Origin of the sequence: Cryobacterium lyxosi (genome assembly GCF_004403345.1) — a bacterium.
Taxonomy (GTDB): Bacteria; Actinomycetota; Actinomycetes; order Actinomycetales; family Microbacteriaceae; genus Cryobacterium; species Cryobacterium lyxosi.
In genome coordinates, this window is the sequence record NZ_SOGT01000013.1 from 1 (window position 1) to 17,273 (window position 17,273).

The 17,273-nt window shown below is 64.5% G+C and carries 14 protein-coding genes; 8 read left to right on the forward strand and 6 right to left on the reverse strand.

Annotated elements, in window-relative coordinates:
• The first annotated feature begins 86 nt into the window (after positions 1–86).
• The 6 genes from E3T27_RS12170 (at position 87) to E3T27_RS12195 (ending at position 9,952) form a co-directional block, all read left to right on the forward strand.
• Positions 87–1,256, forward strand: coding sequence for an HNH endonuclease signature motif containing protein (locus E3T27_RS12170; protein ID WP_478213406.1), 1,170 nt, complete (start codon positions 87–89; stop codon positions 1,254–1,256).
• A 62-nt stretch (positions 1,257–1,318) separates the two neighbouring features.
• A complete protein-coding gene (locus E3T27_RS12175; protein ID WP_134573059.1) occupies positions 1,319–3,469 on the forward strand; it encodes a S9 family peptidase in 2,151 nt (716 codons plus the stop codon).
• Positions 3,470–3,528: 59 nt separating this feature from the next.
• The gene (locus E3T27_RS12180; RefSeq protein ID WP_166786204.1) at positions 3,529–5,076 is read left to right on the forward strand and encodes a DUF3375 family protein; all 1,548 of its coding nucleotides are present in this window, start codon (positions 3,529–3,531) and stop codon (positions 5,074–5,076) included.
• A complete protein-coding gene (locus tag E3T27_RS12185; RefSeq protein ID WP_104195761.1) occupies positions 5,069–5,752 on the forward strand; it encodes a DUF4194 domain-containing protein in 684 nt (227 codons plus the stop codon). The genes E3T27_RS12180 and E3T27_RS12185 overlap by 8 nt, the downstream gene beginning before the upstream one ends.
• On the forward strand, positions 5,749–9,120 hold the full coding sequence (locus E3T27_RS12190) for an ATP-binding protein (RefSeq protein ID WP_134573063.1): 3,372 nt from the start codon (positions 5,749–5,751) through the stop codon (positions 9,118–9,120). Before E3T27_RS12185 ends, E3T27_RS12190 begins: the two co-directional genes overlap by 4 nt.
• Positions 9,121–9,334: 214 nt before the next feature.
• Positions 9,335–9,952: a hypothetical protein gene (locus E3T27_RS12195; protein WP_134573065.1), complete on the forward strand. Its 618-nt coding sequence runs from the start codon at positions 9,335–9,337 to the stop codon at positions 9,950–9,952.
• An 83-nt stretch (positions 9,953–10,035) separates the two neighbouring features.
• Here E3T27_RS12195 and E3T27_RS12200 read toward each other — a convergent pair whose 3' ends face one another.
• The 3 genes from E3T27_RS12200 to E3T27_RS16615 form a co-directional block, all read right to left on the reverse strand.
• On the reverse strand, positions 10,036–10,569 hold the full coding sequence (locus E3T27_RS12200; RefSeq protein WP_104195764.1) for a GNAT family N-acetyltransferase: 534 nt from the start codon (positions 10,567–10,569) through the stop codon (positions 10,036–10,038).
• 34 nt (positions 10,570–10,603) lie between these two features.
• Complete coding sequence (locus E3T27_RS12205) at positions 10,604–11,080, reverse strand: DoxX family protein (protein WP_134573067.1); 477 nt, start codon at positions 11,078–11,080, stop codon at positions 10,604–10,606.
• A gap of 172 nt (positions 11,081–11,252) precedes the next feature.
• Positions 11,253–11,417: a hypothetical protein gene (locus tag E3T27_RS16615; RefSeq protein ID WP_166786205.1), complete on the reverse strand. Its 165-nt coding sequence runs from the start codon at positions 11,415–11,417 to the stop codon at positions 11,253–11,255.
• A gap of 158 nt (positions 11,418–11,575) precedes the next feature.
• Here E3T27_RS16615 and E3T27_RS12210 point away from each other — a divergent pair, with 158 nt between their 5' ends.
• On the forward strand, positions 11,576–13,867 hold the full coding sequence (locus E3T27_RS12210; protein WP_134573069.1) for an FdhF/YdeP family oxidoreductase: 2,292 nt from the start codon (positions 11,576–11,578) through the stop codon (positions 13,865–13,867).
• A gap of 9 nt (positions 13,868–13,876) precedes the next feature.
• Here E3T27_RS12210 and E3T27_RS12215 read toward each other — a convergent pair whose 3' ends face one another.
• Both E3T27_RS12215 and E3T27_RS12220 read right to left on the reverse strand, forming a co-directional pair.
• On the reverse strand, positions 13,877–14,194 hold the full coding sequence (locus E3T27_RS12215) for a DUF6457 domain-containing protein (protein WP_104195767.1): 318 nt from the start codon (positions 14,192–14,194) through the stop codon (positions 13,877–13,879).
• Between the two features lie 98 nt (positions 14,195–14,292).
• Positions 14,293–14,781, reverse strand: coding sequence for a DUF427 domain-containing protein (locus tag E3T27_RS12220; RefSeq protein WP_104195768.1), 489 nt, complete (start codon positions 14,779–14,781; stop codon positions 14,293–14,295).
• 397 nt (positions 14,782–15,178) lie between these two features.
• Here E3T27_RS12220 and E3T27_RS12225 point away from each other — a divergent pair, with 397 nt between their 5' ends.
• Positions 15,179–16,012 (forward strand): aldo/keto reductase, encoded by an 834-nt coding sequence (locus tag E3T27_RS12225; protein WP_104195769.1) that lies wholly within the window; start codon positions 15,179–15,181, stop codon positions 16,010–16,012.
• Between the two features lie 230 nt (positions 16,013–16,242).
• Here the strand turns inward: E3T27_RS12225 and E3T27_RS12235 are convergent, their stop codons facing one another.
• Complete coding sequence (locus E3T27_RS12235) at positions 16,243–17,244, reverse strand: glutathione S-transferase family protein (RefSeq protein WP_134573071.1); 1,002 nt, start codon at positions 17,242–17,244, stop codon at positions 16,243–16,245.
• Positions 17,245–17,273: the final 29 nt, after the last annotated feature.

A 17,273-nucleotide genomic window follows, 5' to 3' on the forward strand; every position in this document is an offset into this window, starting at 1 on the left:
CCGCGACTGGCGCGATCACCCCGGAAACTGCCGGACTACCCGGAGCCGGCATCCGCTTCACGCCCGACCTGCTGCGGGCGCAAGCCGTGGAGTGGCAGGGCCGGCTCGATCCCGACGGCACCGCCCCCAACGACGACACCGTCGAAGCGAAAAGCACGCTGACGTTCGGGCTGCTGCGCCACGGCTTATACCCGCTGCGCGCCGATGTCACCCCCGAGCTGCGCGGCATCATGGACACCCTCTTCGACACCTACCTGTCAGCCCGGTCTCGCACGCCACGGTTCGAACCCACCGAATCCGGCGACGACCCTAGCGTGCTGGACGGTGTCGACGGTGTCGACCCGAACACAGACGGTGAGCGGTTCAGTGCCGACCCGTTCACCGGCGACGCCCGCTACGACGGCGACGCCCGCTACGACGGCGACTCCCGCACCGCCGGCGAGAAACGCGCCGACATCCTCCGCTTCGTGTTCGAAGCGGCCGCGCGCGATCCGAAGACCCCCACCATGGGCGGCGCCGCCACCACCGTCATGATCCACATCAACGCCACCGACCTTCAACACGAACGCGGCGTCGGCTGNGTTGCCGACCCGAACACAGACGGTGAGCGGTTCAGTGCCGACCCGTTCAGCGGCGATTCCCGCTACGACGGCGACTCCCGCACCGCCGGCGAGAAACGCGCCGACATCCTCCGCTTCGTGTTCGAAGCGGCCGCGCGCGATCCGAAGACCCCCACGATGGGCGGCGCCGCCCCCACCGTCATGATCCACATCAACGCCACCGACCTCAACCACGAACGCGGCGTCGGCTGGATCGACGGCGTCGACGCCCCCATCTCGTTTCGCCGGGTAACAGAAGCCATCTGCGCCGGCGGCGCCCAACACGTCATCTTCGGCACCACCGGCAACATCCTCTACCTCGGCGACACCGTCCGCTGCTTCACCACCAAACAACGCGCCGCGATCGCCGCCCGCGACGAAGGCTGCATCATCCCCGGCTGCACCATCCCCGCCCGCTGGAGTGAAGTCCACCACGTCATCCCCTGGCACAAACACGGCCCCACCAACATCGACAACGGCGTCCTCCTCTGCTGGTTCCACCACCACACCATCAACACCAACGGATGGACAATCCGCATGATCAATGGCAAACCCCAAGTACGCGGGCCCATCTTGTGGGACCCCACCCAAACCTGGCGCCCCGCCCACAGCCACCGCGCCAACACCCCCAGCCCCGAACCGTACTGGCGCAACTAAAACGAACCCTGCCACTCATGGTGAGCACAAGACTGAGCATCCGCATCGGCTAGCCTGCAACCATGACATCGGAGTCCCAGAGCACGCCATTTTCCAGCCTCGACGACTACATTGCGTTGCCCCGCGTGGAAGGTCTCACCCTCTCGCCCGACGGGGTGCGCGTCGTGCTGACCGTCGCCACACTCACCCGCGATCGCACGACCTACGAGCGGGCACTCTGGTCGGTTTGCTCCGACGGGACCGGTGTTCCGATCCGCCTGACCCGGTCGGCCAAGGGAGAATCCGGGGCGGCTTTCACCGCCGCGGGCGATGTACTGTTCGTCTCCAGCCGGCCCGATGCTGCTGCAGAAAAAGACACCGAGGCCGCCCAGCTCTGGCTGCTGCCCGCTGGCGGCGGGGAGGCCCGCGCTATCACCCGCCTTGCCGGGGGAGTATCCGGCATCGCCGCTGTCGCCGCGATCGCCCCCTCACTCGTGATCGCCGCCGACCTGCTGCCGAGCGCCACCGACCTCGAATCGGATGGCGTTGCACGCAAGGAGCGCGCCGACAAGAAGGTCGCGGCCATTCTGCACGAGAGCTACCCCGTGCGTTACTGGGACCACGACCTCGGCCCCGCCGAGCCGCACCTGCTCGCCCTCGACCTCGCCGACCTACAGGACACCGTCACACTTCCCGACAGCGACAGCGACCGTGCCAGTGACGGCGACAGTGACCGTGCCAGCGACAGTGACACGGATGCTCCCGCTCCCTACCCGGCCGATCTGCCACGCCCCCGAGACCTCACCCCGACCCCCGGCCGCACCATGGACACCGCCGGCCAGGCCCTGACCCCCGACGGATCAACGCTCATCGTGGCCCGGCGGATAGCCGAGCAGCGCTCCGCCCGGTACGTTCTGGTTTCGATCGACGTTTCGACCGGCATCCAGACCACGCTGTTCAACGAACCGAAGGTTGACTTCGAGTCACCGGCCGTCAGTCTCGACGGACGACTGATCGCCTTCGTGCGGTCCGCGGTCAGTACCCCGCATGGTCCTGCTGACCAGGAAATCTGGGTCGCCGACCTCGACGGCGGCCACCCACGCCGCCTCGCCGCCGAGTGGGACCGCTGGCCGACCAGCCTGGTCTTCGACGCGCCGCACGGCGGCGCTCCGGGTGAATCCAACCCGGCCCTCATCGTCACCGCCGACCACAACGGCCGCGGACCCATCTTCCGGGTACCGCTCGACGGCGGGGCCCCCGAACAGCTCACCACCGATGACTTCACCTACACCAATGTGTGCGTCGATGCCCAGACCGGTGACCTCGTGGCGTTGCGCTCCTCCTGGATCGCACCGGCGCATCCGGTGCGCATCAGCCGTTCCGGCACCATCATCACGCTGGCCACACCGGCCGCGCTGACCGACGTTCCCGGCACGATCACCGAGATCGAGACCCTCGCCGAAGACGGAACCCGGGTGCGCGCCTGGCTGCTGCTGCCTGACGGAGCCTCGGCGCAGCATCCGGCCCCGCTGTTGCTCTGGATCCACGGCGGCCCGCTGAACAGCTGGAACGCCTGGAGCTGGCGCTGGAGCCCGCTGCTCGCCGTGGCCCGCGGCTACGCGGTACTCCTGCCCGATCCCGCGCTGTCGACCGGATACGGCCTCGAGTTCATCGCGCGCGGCTGGAACGCCTGGGGCGCTAAGCCGTACACCGACCTGCTCGCGATCACCGACGCCGCCGAGGCCCGCCCCGAGATTGACGCGACACTGACCGCGGCGATGGGCGGATCATTCGGCGGCTACATGGCCAACTGGGTCGCCGGGCACACCGACCGGTTTCGCGCCATCGTCAGCCACGCGAGTCTCTGGTCGCTCGACCAGTTCGCTGGCACGACCGACAACTCCGAGTACTGGCAGAGCATCTTTTCCCCGCAGGGCATGGTCGACAATTCGCCGCACCAGGCCGTGCGCGACATTGTCACGCCCATGCTCGTGATTCACGGCGATCACGACTACCGGGTGCCGATCGGCGAAAGCCTGCGACTGTGGTCGGAGCTCGCCGAACACCACGCCACTGCCGACGGCAGTACCCAGCACAAGTTCCTCTTCTTTCCCGATGAGAACCACTGGGTGTTGAAACCGCAACACGCTGTTCTCTGGTATCAGACCGTGTTCGCCTTTCTCGACCAGCACGTGCACGGCGCCGACTGGAACAGGCCGCGCCTGCTCGGCTGAGCGGGTCAGGGGCAACCCACCCAGTCGGTTAAAGTGGAGAGCTGGAGAGGAACCAGCTGTTGAGTGATATTGCGAGCGAATTGGCGCGGGTACGCGAAGCCTTCGACAAACCCACTCTGCGCCTGCTCGACCGCAAATGGGCGCCGTTCGTGCTCGCGGTGTTCAAGAGCTCGTTCAGCCGGGACCGCCGCAGCGTGGCGTGCGAGCTGCTGCATGCCCAAGTGGATGCCTACCTCGCCGACCTCCGCAGCACCGGTGTCGACGCCCCCGAGAAGACCGGCCGTGCCCTGTGCGTGCAGTGGATGAACGACCTCTGGCTCTACCGCGAAGTGCGCGATCTGGGCGACGGAAATGGCGGCGCAAATGGTGGTGGCAGCGATGACGAGAATGTGGAGCACTACTCACTCACCAGCCACGCCCTTGAAGCCCTGCTTCTCGTGGACGGCCTCGCCCGCGATCGGGCGTTGATCAGCGAGTCCAGACTCTCGACGATCGTCGACACCGTGCGCCACCGGGCCACGGAGGCCAACCCCGATCGCGCAGAGCGGGTTCGCCGCCTCGAGCAGCAGATCGATGAACTTACCAGCGAGCGTGATCGTCTCGCTCGCGGCGGCGCTGTCGAAGCGGCCTCGAACGAGCAGATGCATGAGGGTTACGCAAACCTCATCGACCTCATCCAGCAACTTCCGAGCGACTTCAAACGGGTCGAGGAATCGGTCGCGGCCATGCACCGGCAGATCGTCAACGACTTTCGCGGCGAGGAACGACCCATCAGCGAGGTTCTCGACGACTATCTGGCCAAAACGGATGCCCTCATGTCGTCGACGGCTGAGGGGCGCGCCTTCGAGGGGGCGTTCACCCTGCTGCGCAACGACACGCTCATGCAGGGGCTCAAGGCCGATCTGGAGTCGATCCTGCTGCACCCATTCGCCCTCGAACTGAGCCTGAACGAACGTCGCAGCTTCATGAGCACGGTGACGCTGCTGCGCAAGGGCATCGATGACGTTCTGACCCAGCGCACCGGGCTCTCGACCACCCTGCGCGAGCACATCGTCAACCACGACGTGGTGAAAGACCGCGAGCTCGAGCTCGTGCTGCGCGGCGTCAACCGCGAACTCGCCGTCTGGATGCAGACCGCCGGCCCGCGCTCCACTGTCACCACCGAACTCATGCCCGGCACTCTCGAGGTGGAACACCTACGCGAACGGTTCTACGATCCGGTTGCCCACCTTGGGCCGCCCGCGCTGGCCGATGTGTCTGACGCTGCGCCTGCAGCACCGAGCCTGGGCGACCTGCGCCTGCAGGGCGGGCCGCTGCTCGAAGACCTGCGCGACGCCCTCGTGGCTGCTGTTGCGGCGGGGGAGGCGGCATCCGTTGGCAGCGCATTCAACAGCTTCGGCGCGAGCCTGCGCCGTCCGGTTGAAATTCTCGGCCTGCTCCAACTGGCCGCGCAGCTGGGCACGTCGGCCGGCCCGGTAAGCCTGGAGAGTTTCGAAGCGATACGACCGGATGGCTCGGTGCGGGTCTTCGACGTGCCGCGACGCATCTTGACCGACGACGACACGGCGGCCCTGGCCGCCCAGAATTTGGGTTCCCAGCATGATTGACGATTTTTCGGCTGAGGGCACCGCCATCGACAGCGACCCCCAGACCCTGTCCCTGTTCGAGGGCGACGAGGGCGGGCTGAGCGTAGAGCAGCGTCGTACCCTCGTGCTGCTGTTGAAACACCGCTATATCTCGGCAGCCCTGCAGCCTGCCGAATGGCAGACCCTGCTGAAGTCGCAGAGCCTGCTCAAGTCCCGCCTGAACGACGTCTTCCTCGACCTGCATGTCGACCATCACTACGAGGTCGCCTTCAAGCGGCAGGCCCTCGCGGAAGGCGGCGAGCGGTTTCCCACGCTGCTGCACGACGTGGCCTACACCCGCGAGGAGACAATTCTGCTCGTGCTGCTGCGCCAGCGCTTTCGCAGTGAACGGGCCAACGGCCAGGAGATCGTGCTCGTCGACCGGGACAACCTGGTCGAGAACGTTGCGCACTTTCGCCCGGAACACGCCACCGACCTTTCCGGTGATGCGCGAAAGGCCGCTGCCGCGGTCGATAGCCTCGCCAAGGCGAGGGTGCTGCTGAAGACCAGCGACCCAGACCGGTTTCGCATCTCGGCCGTGATCGAAGTGCTGTTGTCGGTGGAACGCCTCGGCGAACTGCTCGACTGGCTGCGTCAGGAAAACCGTACTGACGACACCGAACCGCTCGCCGCCTCGCCCCTGGAGCCAATCGCATGACCGATTCCCCGCTGTTCTACATCGATGGCGCCACCGAGGGCACTACCCAGTGGCGGGCCGAATCCATGCAACTGGTCAACTGGGGCGGATTTCACGGTCACCACACGATCGACTTCAGTGCCGCGGCCACGCTCGTCTCCGGTGCCTCAGGCACCGGCAAGAGCAGCCTGCTCGATGCCTACCTGGCGCTGATGATGCCCTCGGACACCCCGTTCAACGGTGCCTCGAACGATGCCGGCTCGGGCCGTGCCCGCAGCCACGACCAGCGCAACCTGATGACCTACCTGCGCGGCAAGACCGACGCCAACCGGGAAGCGGCAACCGGCGAGCTGACCGACCAGGTGCTGCGCGGCGCGCACGAGGCTACCTGGGGCGCCATCGCCCTGACCTTCATCGACGACAACGAGCGTCGGTTCACCGTGCTGCGGGTCTACTTCCTACCGCGTGGCGCCCATAAATTCGCCGACGTCGCCATGAAAATGGCCACGACCGACGGATGCCTTGACCTGCGCGACCTCGCCTCCTGCGCCGAGAACCGGTTCGACAAGCGCGCCCTCAAGGCCCGCTTCGAGGGCCTCGACGTGTTCGATACCTACGCGGCGTTCGCCCAAACCCTGTACACCCGGCTCGGTATCGGCGCCAACGGCGAGGGCGGCAAGGCCCTGCGCCTGCTCGCCCGCATCCAGGCCGGCCAGCAGGTGAAAACAGTCGACGGACTCTACAAGTCGATGGTGCTCGAAGAGCCTGCGACCTTCGCTGCCGCCGACAAAGCCGTCGACCACTTCGAAGACCTGGAACGTTCCTACGGTGCCATGGTCACCGAAGCGCAGAAGGCCCAGGTGCTCGAACGCCTGCCCGAACTGCAGCAGGCTTACCAGGTCGCAACCGCCAAGGCCGAACTGGTCGACACCTTCGGGGTGCACCGAGCTGGGGACACCCCGTTTGTGCTGTGGCAGCTGCTCACCGAGCACACCCTGCTCGAGAATGCCGCCGACACCAACCGGGCAGCCCGCCGCGACAACCAGACCGCCCTCGTAGAGGCGCGCGACGCCGAGACCGCGCTGAAAATTCGGGTCGTCGACGTGCAACAGCAGGAGCGCGACAACGGCGGCGATGTGCTCGAACGGCTGCAAACCGAGCTCGTGCACCTCAGCGACCAACGCGACACTGTGGCTCGGGAGCACGAGAGTTTCAGCCAAAGGGTACACATTCTGGCGGCATCGATCGATTCCGCTGCTACCTTCGCCGCCGCCCAGCAGGAGGCCAACCGCTTCACCGCCGAATTCGCCGCCGCCGAGGCTGCCCTGGAAGCGACGCGCGCGGCACTGCAGCGTGAGGCGTACCCCGTGGAGGAGGGCATCCGTTTCCTCAAAAAAGAGCGCGTATTTCTGACCGGGCGCGAAAGCCTGGTGCCACAGCCCCTGCACCAGGCCCGGTTGCTGATCGCCGAAGCGTCGGGAATTCCGGCCCAGGAACTCCCGTTCGTGGCCGAACTCATCGACATCACCGCCGGTGAGGAACAGTGGCGGCAGGCCGCCGAGGTGACCCTGTCGTCGGTCGTTCGGGTTCTGCTCGTCGACGAGACTCGCCTCGCACACCTGAGCGCGGCGATCGACCCACTGCAGCTGCCTCTGCGCATCCACTTCGAGGGTGTGGCGCTGAAGCAGCACCAGGCCGTGACCGGCGACGCCCGCTATGTGTCTGGCAAGCTCGACCTGAAGGACTCGCCGTTCAGCAGCTGGGTGCAGGCGCGCCTTCGGTCGTCGAGCCTCGACGCGCTCTGCGTGGCCAACCCGTCCGAGCTGGTTGGTGAGGGTGCACGGGTGACGCCGAGCGGACAGACGCGCAACGGTTCCCGTGGCGCCCATGGCTGGAACACCGGCCAGAAGTCGATCATCGGTTTTTCGAGCCGGGCCCGGCTCGATGACATTGCTGTAGAGCTGGCCGCGCAGGGGCTGGCCGCTGACGCGATCGCGGGGCGGGCATCCGCTGTTACCGAGCAACTCGGTGCACTGCGCGACCGACAGGCCGCTCACCAGTACATTCTCGACACCGACTGGCTGACCATTGACGTCGCGGCAGCAGCCGAACGCATCCAGGGCAAGAAATCGGAACAAGAGCGGATGCTGGCCAGCAGCGATATTCTGCGCGCTCTGAGTAACGAAGGGGCCCGGCTCGCCCTCGAGCTGGATGCTGCCCAGAAACTCAAGCACAGCACCGAGCAGGCCGGGGCCGTGCTCAATGACGAGCAGGGCAGCATCGTCGACGCACAGGACGCGGTGAATGATCGACTCGAACAGATCGAACACAGTGACACGCTGACCCTGTCGCCGGAACATTTTCTGCACCTCGATGAGCAGTTCGCGCGCGTCACCGACCAGAACGACCTCGCCACTTTCCCCGGCGGCCTGAAACGCCTGCGTGAGCGACTGATCAATCAGTCGGCGCAGGATCGTGACGGTGCCGCGCGCGACCGTGCCACCATGATCGGCATCTTCGAGACGTACCAGGCTCGCTGGCCCGACCCGAATATCGGTGTCGCGCTCGAATCGGTCACGAGTTACACCGATATTCTCGACGCCATCCGCACCCTCGGTCTTTCCGAGCGTCGCCAAGAATGGAAACGCCGGCTCTCCGCATGGAGCGGGCAGGACCTCGTGCCGCTCACCGGTGCGTTCAACACGGCCATCGAAGAGATCGAAGACCGGTTGCGGCCAATCAATGAGATCCTCGCGACCCTGCCGTTCGGCGCAACCCGCGACCGCTTACAGATTTCGCTGCGACGACTGCACCGAGACGACGCGACCGCGTTCCGCAAGGAGCTCAAAGCGCTCTCCTCCGGTGCGACGGAACAATTCACCGACGATCAAACCGAGGATCGGTTCACCCGGCTGCAGCAGTTCATGGCTGTGATTCGGCGCCCAGACGGCACCACCACCTCCCAGCGCGATGTGCTGCTCGATGTACGCCAGCACGTCGAGATCACGGCTGTTCGCGTGACGCAGGACGGTGCCCGCGTCAGCACCTACTCGTCCCTCGGCGGAAAGAGCGGTGGCGAGTCGCAGGAGCTTGTGGCCTTCGTGGTCGGCGCAGCCCTGCGTTTTCAGCTCGGCGATGAAAGCCGCACCCGGCCGCGCTTCGCGCCGGTGTTTCTCGACGAGGGTTTCGTTAAATCCGACGCTGAGTTCGCCGGCCGAGCCGTCGCTGCGTGGAAGGGCCTCGGCTTTCAACTCATCGTCGGAGCTCCGCTCGACAAGGTCACCGCCCTCGAACCATCCATGCAACTCGTGCTGTCGATCACCAAGAACACGGCCACCGGTTACTCCTACATCACTCCCTTGGCATCCCCGGAGGTACTGGTGGCCTAAGCGCCGGCCGCGTAGTGCGGGCGGTGCTGCGTGCGAAAACGCACGCGCCGTTGTCCAAGCGGCGTTCAACGATCAGGTGCCTCGATGTTCGGCTATCCCCGCACGCTGTCGGGCCGCACTGGCTTGGGCGTAGCATGTCTGCATGCCGGTCCGAGATTCTTCTCAATGACCTGGGCTGCACTCACCGACCAGTACCTTGGACTGGAGTAGAAACGTGACCAGAATACGGCGACTCCATCGCAATCCCAGCTTCCGAAACCCCACATTCTTCTCGACCTGGTTGCTGTGGAGCGTGGGATTTCTCGCGTTCCCGATCGCTGGTTTCGCCGGCACGGCAGTCGGGGGGCGCGTCAGTAACCCCGTATCGGCCCTTATCGGTGGCGCGGTCTGTGGGGTCGTCATCGGCTTCGGCCAGGTGCTGGTCAGTCGGCGTCGTCTCAATCCGCTGAACTGGGTTCCGCTGACCGGGATTGGTTTGGGTTTGGGTCTGCTTCTGGGCTCGACGGTGGTCGACTATCACACGACGCTGCCGGAGTTGGCCCTGATGGGAGCGATCACCGGGATCGTGCTCGGTGCCGCGCAGGCCATGGGGTTACCGCCGCGCACGCGCCGGCGCTGGCTCTGGGCCCTGGGCATGGCCACACTGTGGGCACTCGGATGGACCGTGACGACATTGGCCGGGGTCAACGTCGAGGCACAGTTCACGAATTTCGGCGCCATCGGAGCGGTAACCGTCACGGCGCTGTCCGGACTTCTCCTACATTTCCTGCTGCCGTTTCAGCCCCCGTCGGGCATGTGGTTGCGCTCACGCCCCACCAGTACCGCGCCCTGATGCGGAAAGCGGCCTGCCATTCGTCACAACCCACACGGGGCGCGATCACCGGCTGATGTTCGCGCCTCGAAAAGGTGGGATGTTCAGCCGTGCTGCAGAACTTTTTCGAGCACCTCGAGACGTAGGTCGTCGCGCCGGGGTACTCCAAAGCGTGTGTCGAAGTCAAAGGGCTTCTGCACGCCCGTTCGGCGGTAGCCTCGCCGCTCGTAGAACGCGATGAGGGAGTCTCGCACATCGATGACCGTCATCGTCATCACAGTTGAATCCCATTCCGAGACAGCCAGGCGTTCAGCTTCGGCCAGGATACGTTTGCCGTCGCCCTGGCTCTGGCCGGTCGGGCGCACGGCGAACATACCGAAATAGGCCGTATCGCCCACATCCTTCGCGATATGCGCGCACCCCACCAGATCGCCTTCGCGTTCACCGAGAAGAACGACGCTGTCAGCACGCCTGAGATCTCCACGGAGTACGTCGGCGTCGAGGCGCTGCCCGTCGATGAGGTCGGCCTCACAGGTCCAGCCCTGCCGGCTTGCATCGCCCCGATAGGCGCTTGTCACCAAGACCAGTAAGGCCGAAACATCATCGGTCGTGGCGCGACGAAAGGTTAGCGGGTCCATTTGGCCCACACTATCGATGGCGGGCATACTCCCGCTATCGGTGTGACAGAGGCCGGGCCGCAACCCGGCTGCGCCGGGCTCGCCACGTTCGCCATGCATCGGTAGCCCAGAGCGCCCACAGCACGAGCAGTGGCTGAAAGGCGAGGCGGATGCCTCGCGACAGATCTGAATTCAGTCCGAATGAGTCAGTTGCCGTGACGAACTGTGAAATGTTGCCGGGAAAGATTGCCACGAAGAACGCTGCGACGACCCAGCCGACGGGTACCCGCCACCGGTGCAGCGTAAGCAATGCGGTTCCCAGTATTATTTCGGCTATTCCGGAGAGTACGACGACCAGGTCGGCGTCCAACGGAACCCACGCCGGAACCTGAGCCTGGAATGCCTCCCGGTTGAACGTGAGGTGGCTGATTCCAGCCAAAAGCAGCGCGGCACCGAGGGCCAGCCGGCCGAGCAGCCGTGGCAGCGAACGGCGCGAGCGCGATGCGGCACCGCCAGTTTCCGGAAAAGTCATGTGCCTTGAGTGTAAGTGTTCGGTCGAGCGTTTGACCAGGACGCTCCCAATCATGGTGCGCACATCGAATCGGGGGTGAGGCGACCGAGTTACTCGGCGTGTCTGTGAACCCCCGGCCCCGGAACAAGTCGAGGTTTCGGCTGCGGCGCCCGGGCCGGCCTGGGCTCCGCGGCTACCGGCCGAGCAGGCGTGCGAAGAAGCCGCCGGTGGATTTCTCCTGCACATGGCCCTCGCACCGCTGGGCGCGTGGAACACCCTTCATGACCTGGTCGACGTGCTGGCCGCACCCGGCCCAGGTGGTCTTCTGACAGGTCTTGCAGGTGACGGCTCTGCACATGATGGGTGCCTTTCGTTCGGGATTACCTCCATGCTATACCCATGGGGGTATAAATGGCATAATCACGGCACTACCGGATGCTTCCAACCCCATGGGTGTATCGTGCCAGCGTCGACCGTATGGGCGGCGAAGCGATAACGCAACGAGAGCGGTGCAGCATGAGCAGTGAACCCCCGATCAACGACGTCACCGACATCGACATCGAGGTCACCCACGCCAAATCCTGGGCCGCCGGCGTACCGGGCGTGCTGCACTCCATGCAGCCGGCGATCACGCAGATGGGCGCTGCGAGGGGAATGCGCGCCCTGCTGGCGATGAACCAGAAAGACGGATTCGACTGCATGAGCTGCGCCTGGCCCGACCCCGGGCACCGCAAGGCCTTTGAGTTCTGCGAGAACGGCGCCAAAGCTGTCACCTGGGAGGCCACCCCGATCACCATCCCGACAACTTTCTGGGCCGAGCATTCCTTGCCCGACCTGTACGAGAAGAGCGAATACTGGCTCGGCATGCAGGGTCGGCTGGTCGAACCCGTCTACAAGCCAGCCGGCAGTGATCACTACCGCCCGGTCAGCTGGCCCGAGGCGTTTCGCATGATCGCCGCCAAGCTCAACGGTCTTGACTCGCCTGACCAAGCCGCCTTCTACACGAGTGGCCGCGCCTCCAACGAGGCCGCATTCGCCTACCAGCTGTTCGCGCGCGCGTACGGCACCAACAACCTGCCGGACTGCTCCAATATGTGCCATGAATCCACTGGCTGGGCCATGGGCATGACCGTCGGTATTGGCAAGAGCACGGTCAGCTACGACGACTTTGCGAAATCCGACCTCATCATCATCATCGGCCAAAACCCCGGTACCAACCATCCGCGTATGCTCACCGCGCTCGAAGAAGCTAAAGATGCTGGCGCGCAGATCGTTGCGATCAACCCGCTGCCCGAGGCCGGTCTGCGCCGCTACAAGAACCCGCAGCGGGTGCGTGGAGTGATTGGCCATGGCACCGAGATGGCAGACCAGTTTCTGCAAATTCGCCTCGGCGGCGACATGGCGTTGCTGCAGGCCGTCTCGAAGCGCGTGCTCGACGCCGAGGACGCCGCCCCAGGAACCGTCCTCGATCAGGCTTTCCTTGACAAACACTGCCACGGGCTGACCGAGCTGCGGCAACATCTCTCCCAGCTTGACGAGCAAATGGTGTTGGCCGCGACCGGCTTGCGGGCCGCACAAATCGACGAATTGGCCCAACGCTACCTGGCCGCTGATCGGGTGATCATTACCTGGGCGATGGGGGTGACGCAACAGAAAAAAGGCGTAGATACCGTCAAGGAAATCATCAACCTGCTGCTGTTGCGCGGCAACATCGGCAAGCCCGGTGCCGGTGCCTCACCGATTCGCGGCCACAGCAACGTGCAGGGCGACCGCACCATGGGTATCTGGGAGCAGATGCCGCCGGCTTTCCTCAACGCCCTGCAAGCAGAGTTCGGCTTCAACCCGCCACGCGGGCACGGCGTTGATGCCGTCTACGGAGTGCGTGCGATGCGCGACGGAAAGTTGAAGGTGTGGGTAGGGCTTGGCGGCAACTTCGTTGCCGCCATGTCCGACACCGGCATTGCCGAGGCCGCCATGCAACGCACCGAAATGAGCGTGCAGATCTCCACGAAACTGAACCGCTCGCATGCTGTAACCGGAGAGGAGGCGCTGATACTACCGACCCTGGGGCGCACCGAAATCGACGAGCAGGCCGACGGGGTGCAGTTTGTCTCCGTGGAGGACACGGTTTGCGCGGTGCATCCGTCGTGGGGAAAGCTCAAGCCGGTCGCACCAAACCTGCTCTCGGAGGTCGCGATTATTTCGCGACTGGCTAGCGCTGTGCTCGCCGACTCGGTCGCGGTCGACTGGGCTGGGTTCGAGGCCGACTACGACCGTATCCGTGACCACATCGCCCACGTAGTCGAGGGATTTGAGAACTATAACGAACGCATCCGGCAGGAGGGCGGATTCATGTTGCCGAACGGGCCCCGGGACTCGCGCACCTTCAACACCCCGATCGGCAAGGCCATGCTGACCACGAACACCCTGGAGTATCTTGAAGTACCGCCCGGGCGTCTGGTGCTGCAGACGCTGCGCAGTCACGACCAGTTCAACACCACCATCTACGGCCTCGATGACCGCTATCGCGGTATCAAGAAGGGCCGTCATGTTGTCTTCATCAACAAGAAAGATCTGCTCACCCTAGGTTTCGTCGATGGCGATCTGGTCGACGTGCATAGTGAGTTCAGTGACAACGTCGACCGGGTGTTACGCGGCTATCGGCTGGTTGCATACCCGACACCACGCGGTTGCGCCGCCGCCTACTATCCGGAGGCGAACGTGCTCGTGCCGCTCGATAGTGTCGCCGACGGCAGCAACACACCGGTGTCGAAGGCTGTCATCATTCGACTGGAGCGTGCTGCGTGACTTCTGACGCTACTGCGCGGTGTTCACCCAGCCGGTGGCGTCGGGGTGTTCCTTCTCGGGCTGCTGGCAGACGGCGGTGACCACATCCACAGCCCGGGCCACGGCTGTGCTTGAGGGCATCGCCGGGTTGGCTGCGGCGAGACCGGCGGCATAGCCGACCATGAACGTCGTGATCGGGGCGGCCATCGGATTCACCGCGTGGGCGGCTTCATCGGCAACGGTGAGAACGAGGTCGTTGTCTATCTCGAGGTCCACAATCTGCAGTGCTTGACTGAGGCGACGGGTCCACTGCTTGAGAATCTCTTCGTCTACGGCGTTGTGGGTCACAGCAACTCCTTCAGTTTCGAGTACGTCGGATGCCTGGCTTGTCCGAGGCTACCCCAAGCTGAGAAATTCCGTGCGATGAACTTGTGTCGAACCGTGGGCTACCAGCCCATGGTGCCCGCCGCGCCCTTGAACGGCCCGACGATTTTTTCGGTTATCCAGCCGCCGTAAAAGTCGCCGTCTTGTGCGCGCACCGCTTCACCGTCGACCGTGCACTGGTCCATCGCCCCCGGATAAACAGCGACGCGGTCGGTCAGAGACTCGAAACCCGCATTTGGTGTGGGATAAAACCAGGCGGACCGGGCGCGGGAGCCGACCGAGAGATATCCGGCAGCGCCCTTGAACTCGCAATAAGAATGACCGGCATCCGGTTGAAGCACGCCCGGCGTGAAGGCACCCCGCGGCAGGTAATACACCGGTGGATGGCTGGTCTCGAGCACCCGCACGACATCTCTCGTGTCGGCGATGATCACACCGTCGAGTTCGATGGTGAGGTGTTCCCCGGTATGTTCGACGCGGGGTGGCCGTGGGTAGTCCCAGACGGATTCCTGGCCGGGGCGGATGGGGTCGCGTTGCACTCGCTCAATCATGATCCGATGCTAGGACGGCAACCTGCGAAGAACGCTGCCGGGCGAATGCCCGTACCTGCCGGCGTATTTGTGCTCCCGGACCGGGCGGGCGAACGCGCACCAGTTCGATGCGTTATAGCTGACCGTCGACGAGGTGTCCCGCGTGATTCACGACGGCATCGTGTGCCCGTTCACCAATACTGTGTGCGGGCTGGGAGTGTGACCGGCCATTAGGCGTGCGGAATATCTCCGTCGGTAGGCTGGTTTTGATGGACGTGCACGCCGTTAGGCACGTTCACCGTGACACTGCTGACGTCCCTGATGTGACCGAGCAAGCTTTCCCTGTGTAACACCAGCGGCAAAGTGATCGGCGAGACAGATAGCGGCGCACTCAAATATCGAACGAGGAGATACATCCATGACCGTAGTCCCCACCGTCAACCTCAATAACGGCACAACGATTCCGCAGCTCGGATTCGGCACCTTCCAAGTCACGCCGGAGACGACCAAGGCGGCGACTCTTGCCGCTCTTGCGGCCGGCTACCGACACATTGACACGGCCGAGATGTACGGCAATGAAAAAGAGGTTGGTGAAGCCGTCGCTGAGTCGGGGCTGAACCGGTCCGAGATCTACGTCACGAGCAAGCTCAACAACGGGTTCCATGACCGTGCCGACGCGCTGGCCGCCTTCGATCGAACCATGGACGCCCTCGGCTTCGATTACCTTGACCTGTTCCTCATCCACTGGCCGCTCCCGGCTGTCGGAGACTTCGTCGAGACCTGGAAGGCAATGGAGGAAATGCAGCTCTCGGGTCGCGTGCGCACCATTGGAGTGAGCAACTTTCAGCGAGAGCACCTGCAGCGTCTGTTCGACGAGACCGAAACCGTGCCGGCCGTCAACCAGATCGAGGTCCACCCGTACCTCACGCAGGATGCGCTGCGGGCGTTCAACACCGAGCACGGCATCGCAACTGAGGCTTGGTCGCCGCTCGCGCAGGGCGCAGTTCTCTCCGACTCGGTGATTACAGGGATCGCCGACCGTCTCGGTAAGTCTGCCGCTCAGGTCACCCTGCGCTGGCACCTGCAGCGGGGCGACATCGTCTTCCCGAAGTCGGTTACCCGCAGCCGAGTCGACGAGAACTTCGCCCTGTTCGACTTCGTCCTCACCGAAGCGGATATCGCCGCGATCACTGCCCTGAACCGCGATGAGCGCACGGGCCCGAACCCTGACGAGTTCAACTACATCCCGTAGTCCCTGGTTCAGGACAGCTGAAGGCTGACGCTGCCAACTAGGAATCACCACACTCGACCTCGCCCACCACGTCATCGTGGTGGGCGAGGCGTTCGTGCGGGCCAACGGTGACCGTGCGCTGTCACTGCAACGGTTCAGCGCGCACCAGGGCCGGGCGCGCAATCCAAACGAGCCAGGGCGCTACGGTCCGACGATCATTCAGCGCACGATTCGTTCAGCGCACGATTCGTTCAGCGCACGATTCGTTCAGCGGCCAGTGGTGCCTCGGGCGGCGTGCCGGTGCCGAACGGACGGCCGCCGAGATCAGCGCGAGAATGCGGAGCCAGCCAGGCAGCAGCATCCGGTCCCTTCGGCACGATGCCACTGGGATTGATATCGACGTGGGTCACGTAGTAGTGCCTTTTGATCTGCTCGAAATCGATCGTGTCCCCAAAACCGGGCGTCTGAAACAGGTCGCGGGCGTAGGCCCACAGCACGGGCATCTCGCTGAGCTTGTTGCGATTGCATTTGAAATGCCCGTGATATACCGCGTCGAAGCGGGCGAGGGTGGTAAACAAGCGGATGTCCGCCTCGGTGATCGTGTCGCCCACAAGATACCGCTGCCCCGCCAGGCGTTGTTCGAGCCAATCCAGCCGGGCGAAGAGGGCGTCGTAAGCCCGCTCGTACGATTCTTGGCTGCCAGCGAAGCCGCACTTGTAGACACCGTTGTTCACGTCGTGAAAGATCAGGTTGGCAACCTCGTCGATTTCGGCCCGTGACGCTTCCGGGTAGAGGTCAGGGGCGCCGGCCCGGTGGTGGTCTGTCCATTCGAGCTCGAAATCAAGGGTGATCTGGGGATAGTTATTGGTGACGACCTTTCCGCTTGGCACATCGACGATCGCCGGGACGGTGATGCCGCGCGGGTAGTCGGCAAAACGGGTGAAGAACGCCTGCTGCAAACGTTCGATGCCGAGTACCGGGTCGACCCCACCCGGGTCGAGGTCGAAGGTCCAGCTGTTTTTGTCGTGGGTGGGGCCGGGCAGGCCGAGAGAAATGACGCCTTCGAGGCCCAGAAGGCGGCGCACGATCGTAGTGCGGTTCGCCCACGGGCAGGCGCGGGCAGCAACGAGTCGGTAGCGGCCCGGTTCAACCGGCCAGCCGTCGCGGCCATCCCGGGTGATGCGGTCCTGGATGTAATTGGTGTCGCGGTTGAAGTCCAGGCCGGGCTTGATGTAGCTGGGGTTGAGGCTCATGCATCCACGCTACGCGACTGGCGTCGAAC

What these genes read in the sequence shown, in the direction of transcription:
- E3T27_RS12185 (WP_104195761.1), top strand. Translation starts at nt 5,069, where the DNA reads ATGATTGACGATTTTTCGGCTGAGGGCACCGCCATCGACAGCGACCCC.
- E3T27_RS12225 (WP_104195769.1), top strand. Translation starts at nt 15,179, where the DNA reads ATGACCGTAGTCCCCACCGTCAACCTCAATAACGGCACAACGATTCCG.
- E3T27_RS12220 (WP_104195768.1), bottom strand. Translation starts at nt 14,781, where the DNA reads ATGATTGAGCGAGTGCAACGCGACCCCATCCGCCCCGGCCAGGAATCC.
- E3T27_RS12190 (WP_134573063.1), top strand. Translation starts at nt 5,749, where the DNA reads ATGACCGATTCCCCGCTGTTCTACATCGATGGCGCCACCGAGGGCACT.
- E3T27_RS16615 (WP_166786205.1), bottom strand. Translation starts at nt 11,417, where the DNA reads ATGTGCAGAGCCGTCACCTGCAAGACCTGTCAGAAGACCACCTGGGCC.
- E3T27_RS12210 (WP_134573069.1), top strand. Translation starts at nt 11,576, where the DNA reads ATGAGCAGTGAACCCCCGATCAACGACGTCACCGACATCGACATCGAG.
- E3T27_RS12235 (WP_134573071.1), bottom strand. Translation starts at nt 17,244, where the DNA reads ATGAGCCTCAACCCCAGCTACATCAAGCCCGGCCTGGACTTCAACCGC.
- E3T27_RS12175 (WP_134573059.1), top strand. Translation starts at nt 1,319, where the DNA reads ATGACATCGGAGTCCCAGAGCACGCCATTTTCCAGCCTCGACGACTAC.
- E3T27_RS12205 (WP_134573067.1), bottom strand. Translation starts at nt 11,080, where the DNA reads ATGACTTTTCCGGAAACTGGCGGTGCCGCATCGCGCTCGCGCCGTTCG.
- E3T27_RS12200 (WP_104195764.1), bottom strand. Translation starts at nt 10,569, where the DNA reads ATGGACCCGCTAACCTTTCGTCGCGCCACGACCGATGATGTTTCGGCC.